Origin of the sequence: Shewanella sp. YQ_9, from assembly GCF_043103185.1 — a bacterium.
GTDB lineage: Bacteria > Pseudomonadota > Gammaproteobacteria > Enterobacterales > Shewanellaceae > Shewanella > Shewanella algae.
Genome location: NZ_JBICJO010000059.1, coordinates 134,964 through 142,153 on the forward strand (window position 1 = coordinate 134,964; position 7,190 = coordinate 142,153).

At 53.6% G+C, this 7,190-nt stretch carries 8 protein-coding genes; 5 read left to right on the forward strand and 3 right to left on the reverse strand.

Translation table 11 applies throughout. The annotated features are described in order from the left end of the window. Nucleotides 1–272 precede the first annotated feature (272 nt). Nucleotides 273–1,193, reverse strand: coding sequence for a DUF368 domain-containing protein (locus tag ACF8D4_RS16455; RefSeq protein WP_025889882.1), 921 nt, complete (start codon nt 1,191–1,193; stop codon nt 273–275). Nucleotides 1,194–1,552: 359 nt separating this feature from the next. Here ACF8D4_RS16455 and ACF8D4_RS16460 point away from each other — a divergent pair, with 359 nt between their 5' ends. The 3 genes from ACF8D4_RS16460 (at nt 1,553) to ACF8D4_RS16470 (ending at nt 3,938) form a co-directional block, all read left to right on the forward strand. Further along, nucleotides 1,553–2,047 (forward strand): hotdog fold domain-containing protein, encoded by a 495-nt coding sequence (locus ACF8D4_RS16460; RefSeq protein WP_025889883.1) that lies wholly within the window; start codon nt 1,553–1,555, stop codon nt 2,045–2,047. A gap of 98 nt (nt 2,048–2,145) precedes the next feature. Beyond that, nucleotides 2,146–3,312: a DUF418 domain-containing protein gene (locus ACF8D4_RS16465; protein ID WP_232786099.1), complete on the forward strand. Its 1,167-nt coding sequence runs from the start codon at nt 2,146–2,148 to the stop codon at nt 3,310–3,312. Beyond that, on the forward strand, nt 3,309–3,938 hold the full coding sequence (locus ACF8D4_RS16470) for a cold shock and DUF1294 domain-containing protein (RefSeq protein ID WP_101060101.1): 630 nt from the start codon (nt 3,309–3,311) through the stop codon (nt 3,936–3,938). Before ACF8D4_RS16465 ends, ACF8D4_RS16470 begins: the two co-directional genes overlap by 4 nt. Before the next feature lie 44 nt (nt 3,939–3,982). Here ACF8D4_RS16470 and ACF8D4_RS16475 read toward each other — a convergent pair whose 3' ends face one another. Then, the gene (locus ACF8D4_RS16475; protein ID WP_208125600.1) at nt 3,983–4,543 is read right to left on the reverse strand and encodes a TetR/AcrR family transcriptional regulator; all 561 of its coding nucleotides are present in this window, start codon (nt 4,541–4,543) and stop codon (nt 3,983–3,985) included. A gap of 117 nt (nt 4,544–4,660) precedes the next feature. Between ACF8D4_RS16475 and ACF8D4_RS16480 the strand changes: the two genes are divergently transcribed. Further along, a complete protein-coding gene (locus ACF8D4_RS16480; RefSeq protein ID WP_208125599.1) occupies nt 4,661–5,206 on the forward strand; it encodes an HPP family protein in 546 nt (181 codons plus the stop codon). Here ACF8D4_RS16480 and ACF8D4_RS16485 read toward each other — a convergent pair. Beyond that, a complete protein-coding gene (locus ACF8D4_RS16485) occupies nt 5,193–6,503 on the reverse strand; it encodes a short-chain fatty acid transporter (RefSeq protein ID WP_392465931.1) in 1,311 nt (436 codons plus the stop codon). The genes ACF8D4_RS16480 and ACF8D4_RS16485 overlap by 14 nt on opposite strands. Nucleotides 6,504–6,690: 187 nt before the next feature. Between ACF8D4_RS16485 and ACF8D4_RS16490 the strand changes: the two genes are divergently transcribed. After that, nucleotides 6,691–7,161 carry an FKBP-type peptidyl-prolyl cis-trans isomerase gene (locus tag ACF8D4_RS16490; RefSeq protein WP_044733888.1) on the forward strand — a complete coding sequence of 157 codons (471 nt, stop codon included), beginning with the start codon at nt 6,691–6,693 and terminating at the stop codon, nt 7,159–7,161. The last annotated feature ends 29 nt before the right edge of the window (nt 7,162–7,190 follow it).

Below are 7,190 nucleotides of genomic sequence, written 5' to 3' on the forward strand. Positions count from 1 at the left end.
AAATTAAGGCACATACCTGTACAAGGATCAAGTTTTTGTACAATATTTTTTTAGCAAAGAGGAACCGACTTGCCTGGCAAGCCATACAAGACCTTAAATGGAGTCAAGCCCAGCAAGCCTGGGCTATCCGCTGGCGAAGCAAGACCCATCTTGAATGAAACCTGTAACGCAAAGGCATTTAAGAGAGATTCGAAGGGAGATAAAAAACGGGAGCCTTGAGCTCCCGTTTTTTATCATTGATACCTTTCACTGCAGGGCACTATGGCCTGAAATTACTGCTTGCTGGCCCCCAGGCGCTCAACCAGGAGTACCAGGCCAATTCCGGCGGCGGCACACAAGAGCGCCAACCCCAACTGATGCGGCTGCTGTGTCAGTTGCTCAAAGCCAAAGGGAGACAGGTTTTGCTGCACCAGGGGTACCTGCTCACCATGGGAATTGGTGCGCCAGCTCAGCGTCTGTTTCCAAGGCCAGATCTTGCCCAGCGTCCCCAGCATAAGCCCGGTAAGGAAGATAAGGGTGGCATCGTGAAAGCGCCGCAGCAGCGCCGACAGCAGATGGCTGAAACTCAGGATACCTATCACGGCACCGACAGCAAAACAGCCAAGAATATCCAACTGGATATTCTTGGCCGCCGCCAGCACGGCCGGATACAGTCCCAATAGCAAGAGGATAAAGCTGCCGGATATCCCTGGCAGTATCATGGCGCAAATGGCAATGGCACCGCCAACAAAAATATTAAAGTAGCTGGCTTCCAACTCAACCGGGCTCAGCACGGTAATGCCCCATGCAAAGGCCACTCCCAGTGCAAAAATCAGTAGCCGTGGCAGTGAAAAACCGCCCTTGACCTGGCGCAGCATATGCACCACGGAGATAAGGATCAGCCCGAAAAAGAATGACCATACAGGAATAGGATGATGTGCCAGCAGGTAAGAGATAAGCTTGGCCAGACTCAGAATACTGCTGAGGATCCCCGCCAACAGACTCAACAAAAAGGCGCCATTGATATGTGCAAACGCCGCCTTGATCCCGTCGCGGCGTATAATGCCCCAAAGACTGGGATTGATACGGCGAATACTTTCCAGCAGGGTGTCATAGATGCCGGTAATAAAGGCTATGGTTCCCCCGGAAACGCCGGGCACCACATCGGCGGCCCCCATGGCCAGCCCCTTGAGGTAGGTCAACAGAAATTTCACTAGGTTTCCTTACTACTGTTTTGATAATTCTCGCGGATTATACCAATCCTGATTGAAGTTGGATTGTCCAAGGAAGTGATTCTTGCACTTGCAAAGGGTCCACCCATTCGCACCTTCCAGAAGAAACCGTCATTTTAAGCACAGCCCCCAGTTGCTGCCACGCCATTTTATTCTATCTGTTCAGCCCCAGATCAGATTGGTGTGCCCCTCGCTCGTCTTAACCAATGCTCTTGCCTCTTTCCTCTTGGCTCTTGCCAAAGCGCTCGTCAGCATACACACTCATCCGACCAGAGTAATAACAAAAACATTACCCTATACCAACAAAGAACATCAACAAGGAATACCCACAAGGAATCACTATGAGTAAAACCGCCAATTCGACCCTGAACTTGTATCACAAATGCAGGCGCCTGCCCTTTGGCAATAAGATATTCTCCTTGCTGGTCAGCCGGATGGCGCCCTACTTTGGCAGTATCAAACCGATAATCCGTCAGTTGGAGCCCAACTACTGTGAATGCCTGCTGCGTAAACGCCGCGCAGTGGAGAATCACATAGGTACAGTACATGTCATTGCCATCTGCAACGGCCTGGAAATGGCGATGGGAGTCATGGCCGAGGCTTCAATACCACCTCATCTACGCTGGATCCCCAAGGGCATGACGCTGGATTACACCGCCAAGGCCGGCAGCGATATCCGCTGTGTGGCCAAGGTTGATGCCAATGCCTGGCAGCCTGGGGATCTCGATGTCGAGGTGCTCGCCTATGACTGCAATGATATCCTTGTGGTCAAGGGCAGTATCAGGCTCTGGATCTCGGCCAAGCCAGCCAAAAACGCGACCGAGAAGGGATCATAATTTGAAACAAGCCAGCACTTCCCTCATTCGGGTTTGATTGCTAACTTGGCTCAGCTAATCGAAGCCTTAGACGGTACTCAAGAGTAAGCAGGAAAAAGATGCAGGGACAGCCGGTCAAAATCAGTCACAACCCCAATATCGATGCCGTCAGAGGGCTGGCAGTATTGGGGATATTCTTTCTCAATGTCAGTTTTATGGGCGTCACCTTATATGGTTATGCGCCCTTTCCCGAGTTTCATTTAACCGATGCCATTACCGAAACCCTGAGTAATTTTCTGCTGGAAGGGCGCTTCCTCAGCCTGTTTTCCATGCTCTTCGGTGTCGGCCTCTATATTCAACAACAGAATTTCCTCGCCAGAGGATTGGAGCCCTTCCCCTTAATCCGCTCACGCTTACTCTGGCTGATGCTCTTTGGGGCGCTGCACAGCCTGTTTATCTGGCCGGGGGATATACTGCTCACCTATAGCATTTGTGGCTTCCTCGCCTGGCATTATCGTAACCTGGAGATTGAGGCCCAGCAAAGGCGGGCGCTGCTCTTTATCGCCATCGGCACCCTGGCCTATGGTTTGATGATCTTTCTGCCGGGTGATGAAACCTGGATCCGCGGCAACGCCTTTTTCAATGAACAATACAGCGCCTGGACCGGCAGCTATGGCGAGCAGTTGCTGATGCACCTGTTTATGACCTTGTTGATGCTGATTTCCCTGCCATTTACTCTGCTGTGGTTTGTCAGCGGTGTGATGCTGCTGGGGATTAGCCTGTATCGTCGCGGGCTGTTTGACCAAGGTTTACCCCAGGGCAAATTAGGGAAATTGCTGGCGCTGAGCTTGCTGCTGTCGCTGGCGGACACGATTCTCAGCCTGCAATCCCGCCCCAAATTGGTGATGCTTTCCGATATTCTGGTCATGCTGAGCGCCATTCCCATGGCTATCATCTATGCGCATCTGTTGGTTAAGTTCGGCCGGCGCCTGCCATGGTTGCCAAGACGCCTGCAGGCGGTTGGCCGGATCCCCTTGAGCCTGTATATTTTGCAGTCCTGTTTTGGGATCTGGCTGTTTCGCCATCAAGCGCCCGAGTTACTGCTGACACTTGAACGCATAGACTACCTGGCCATAGCCCTGGGTTATGCCTTGGTTCAGATAATACTGGCCAGCTGCTACCTTAAGTTCTTCAACCAAGGACCGCTGGAATGGCTCTGGCGCCGTCTGGCCTTTGGCAATAAGCCAATCAATAACGCCACGAATACTCACGAGTCAAATACATGAAGTACAAAGGAAAAGTCAGCCATTGGCAGGACGATAAAGGCTTTGGATTTATCAGCCCCAATGACGGCAGTGAACGGGTATTTCTGCACATTAAGTCACTGAGCCTGAGCGGTCGCAGGCCACAAGTGGGCGACGTACTGACCTTTGACATCACACTGGATGACCAGGGCCGGCGCCAGGCAAAACAGGCCTTCTTTCCCGAGGACAGGGGCAGACTCAAACAAAAACAGCGTCAGCAGAATAAGCGCAGCAGTCACAAGTCTTTCGTCGGTAAGCTCACAGTCCTGTTTGCCCTGCTGCTACTGGCATTAGTGGCACTGGGTAAGCTGCCGCTCTTGGTGCCCGTCTGGTATCTGCTGCTGAGCCTTCTCTGTTATTGGCTCTATGCCAGTGATAAAAAGGCCGCCGAAACTGGCCGCTGGCGCACCAAGGAGTCGACCCTGCAACTGACCGGTTTGCTCGGTGGCTGGCCTGGCGCTTTGCTGGCACGCCATCAGTTTCGCCACAAGACCAGTAAAACAAGTTTCAGACTCCTATTCTGGTGCTGTGTCGGCCTCAACCTGTTGGCGCTTGGCGCCGCTCTTAAGCTGGGATGGCTGGCACGGCTGCCCGAGATAGCCTTTTAACGGTTGTCTCTAAACTCAAGGGCAAGCTCGCCTATCAAGCAGGCTTAATCAAATAAGCCAAGTGCCAGCTTGCGGCCGCGCTCGGCAGCATACTGCCGGCTAACGAGCTGGGCCGAGACTATCGTCCCCTCTTTAATCAAACACAGCTGCCCGGCCAACTCACGAGCGTGCTCGCGGCCAAGCCAAGACGACAATTTCTGCTCAAGCTCATTTTGAACCCTGGCCTTATGCTCTCGGCAGAGACGATTTACCGGATGCTCGGGTGAGGGATACTCGGCGGCGGTATTGATAAAGAAACAGCCGCGAAACTGGCTCAGGGACTCAACCCGGCTGTTGAACCAATCATCCAGGGCGTTAAACAGCTCATGGACCAGCTCTGTTGGCGTTTGCGCCACCTCCAGCCTTTGATTCAACCAGTCAAAAAACAGCTGATCGCGATAACGCACCACGGCCAGCACCAGGGCCTCCTTCCCTTCGAAATGATGATAAAGGGTCTTCTTGGCGATGCCGGCCTCGGCCAGAATTTGATTGATGCCCACCCCATGCACACTCTCTCGATAAAAGAGTTCAAAGGCGCCGGCAAGCAGTTGGGAAACCTTGTCCATCTCACACTCCTTAACGATTCAATCTGAGTTTGACAAAAGTAGAACGGTCTGTCTACCATAAAAAGTAGACCGATTGTTCTACCAAGCAAAAATGCTGACAACCAAAGGAAAACAGATATGGACAACACGCCTCCCCTGACTGCAACACCTGCAAAAACCACAGCCCAAACTGCGACAAACCGTTGGCAGGCTGCCGCCTGGGCCACACTGGGCGCCGGAAGCTGTATTGGATTACTGGCGGGATTACAGGAGATGCTGACACAGAATCTGAGCTGGAGTCTGCTGCTGATGGCACCATTCGGTGCCACTATGGTGTTGCTCTACGCCCTGCCCCAAAGCCCGCTGGCGCAGCCGAAAAACATCTTCTTCGGCCACCTGCTCACCTGTGCTCTGGGACTCTTGTTATTGCACACCTTGGGAGTGTCGCCGCTGACACTGGGGCTGGGAACCGGCCTCGGGGTCGGCCTGATGATGTTGACCAATACCACACATCCACCGGCCGGTGCCAACCCCTTGCTGGTGATGCTGGCCGGGGCCGACTGGCAGTTTTTGCTAACGCCTGTGGTTTCGGGGTTGCTGCTGATCCTCGCTTTCGGTTGGGCCTATCACAAGAGCCTGTATATCAAGGGGATCAGCAAGCATAGCTGGCCTAAAACCAACTGAGGGCAACACTTATCACCACGCCGGTGATCAGCAACTGCATCAGGCAAAAACCCATGATATCCCGGGCCTTGAGCCCGGCAATGGCCAACACAGGCAGCGCCCAAAAAGGCTGGATCAGGTTGGTCCAGGCATCCCCCCAGGCCACCGCCATGGCGACCCTGGCGACATCGGCGCCAAGTGCCTCGGCGGCCGGCAACATGATAGGTGCCTGTACCGCCCACTGGCCGCCACCGGATGGCACGAAGATATTCACCACCCCGGCGCTGATAAAGCTCCAGAATGGCAGTGACTCGGCGCTGGCAATGGCAACAAAACCCGAAGAGATACTCTGCGCCAACCCGGACTGCACCATCACCGCCATGATGCCGGCGTAGAAGGGAAACTGGATCACTATCCCGGCGCCGCCCTTTATCGCCTCATTGAGACTGACCAGCAGACTGCGCGGCGTCTGGTGCAGGGTTATCGCCAGAAACAGAAACAGGAAGTTGACTATGTTGAGGTTGAGACTGCCCCGCTGAACAAAGAACCAATACCCCAGATACCCGAGACCACACAGGCCCACCAGGGTCCCGAGTATCCGGCTATTCTCCAGATAGTCGGCCGGGCGTTTGTTCTCACTCTGAGTCGGCGCAGCATCCTCGAGCAGCGTAGGATCGACTATCACAGACTCTTTGTCATCCGGCAGCATAAAGCGATTGACCAACGGCATTATGATAAACAGCAAGGCAAGTAGCAGCAGATTAAAACCGGCAAAAATAGTTTCCGAGGTAGGGATAATACCTATCTGCGCCTCGGCAAAGTGTCCTGGTGTGGCCACAGTCAAAGGCACTGAGCCCGCCAAGCCGCCGTGCCAGACCACAAAGCCCGAATAGGCACTGGCCACCAGCAAACGGTAATCCACCTTGACCCGGCGCGCCAACGCCTTGGCAAACAGGGCACCAACCACCAAACCGAACCCCCAGTTAAGCCAACTGGCCGCCAAGGAGACCAAGGTCACCAGTATGATAGCCTGCGGCGCACTGCGAGCCAGAGACGCTATGGCGTCCAGCAGCTTCTTCACCGGCGGAGAGCTGGCCAGCATAAAACCGGCGACCAGCACCAGCAACATCTGCATCGAGAAACTGAGCAGATTCCAAAAACCACTGCCCCAATAACCCAGCACTTCTACCGGTGTCTTTTGCTGGCCGAGCATGGCGGCGGCAAACACCAACAGAGTAAGCAGGAGCACAAAGATATAGGGATCGGGCAGATACTTATCCACCAGCTTGACCAGTGGCCGGGAGGCGCGATTGAGCATAGGGGTTTCCTTGAGTCTTATTATGATTATTCTGCGGAGAGCTGATTTAGCTTTCACTTTTTTATCAATAGCCTACACAAGTCTGCCTGTGGGATAAAGCCCGACAAAAGTACACTATAACCCGAAGCTGTAAATGCCGCAGTCCAACTGCTAAGATAGCGCCACCTTCAGGACAGAGGATCCCCAAATGAGAATGTTGCTTGCCGTGGTGGTTATCGCCGCAGTTATTTTTTACTTTTTCACCACCATGAATGGCCAAAAACTGGCAAAAGAGAATATTGCCAAGGGCGAGGTATTTCTTGAGGCCAATAAGCATAAAGAGGGTGTGGTCACCACAGACTCAGGGCTGCAGTATCAGTTGCTGCACAAGGGGCAAGGCCAGGTTCATCCGGGTCCCAAGGATAAGGTGACAGTGCACTACCATGGCACCCTGATTGACGGCACTGTGTTTGACAGCTCGGTCGATCGCGGCGAGCCCATCGCCTTTCCACTCAATCAGGTGATCAAGGGCTGGACCGAAGGGGTTCAGTTGATGACAGAAGGCGACAAGATGCGCTTCTTTATACCCAGCAGCCTGGGCTACGGCAATCGCTCTGCCGGCTCCATCCCGCCGGGTTCGGTACTGATTTTTGATGTGGAATTACTCAAGATCAACTAACAATCCCCAACAACAAACCCGGCCAAAGC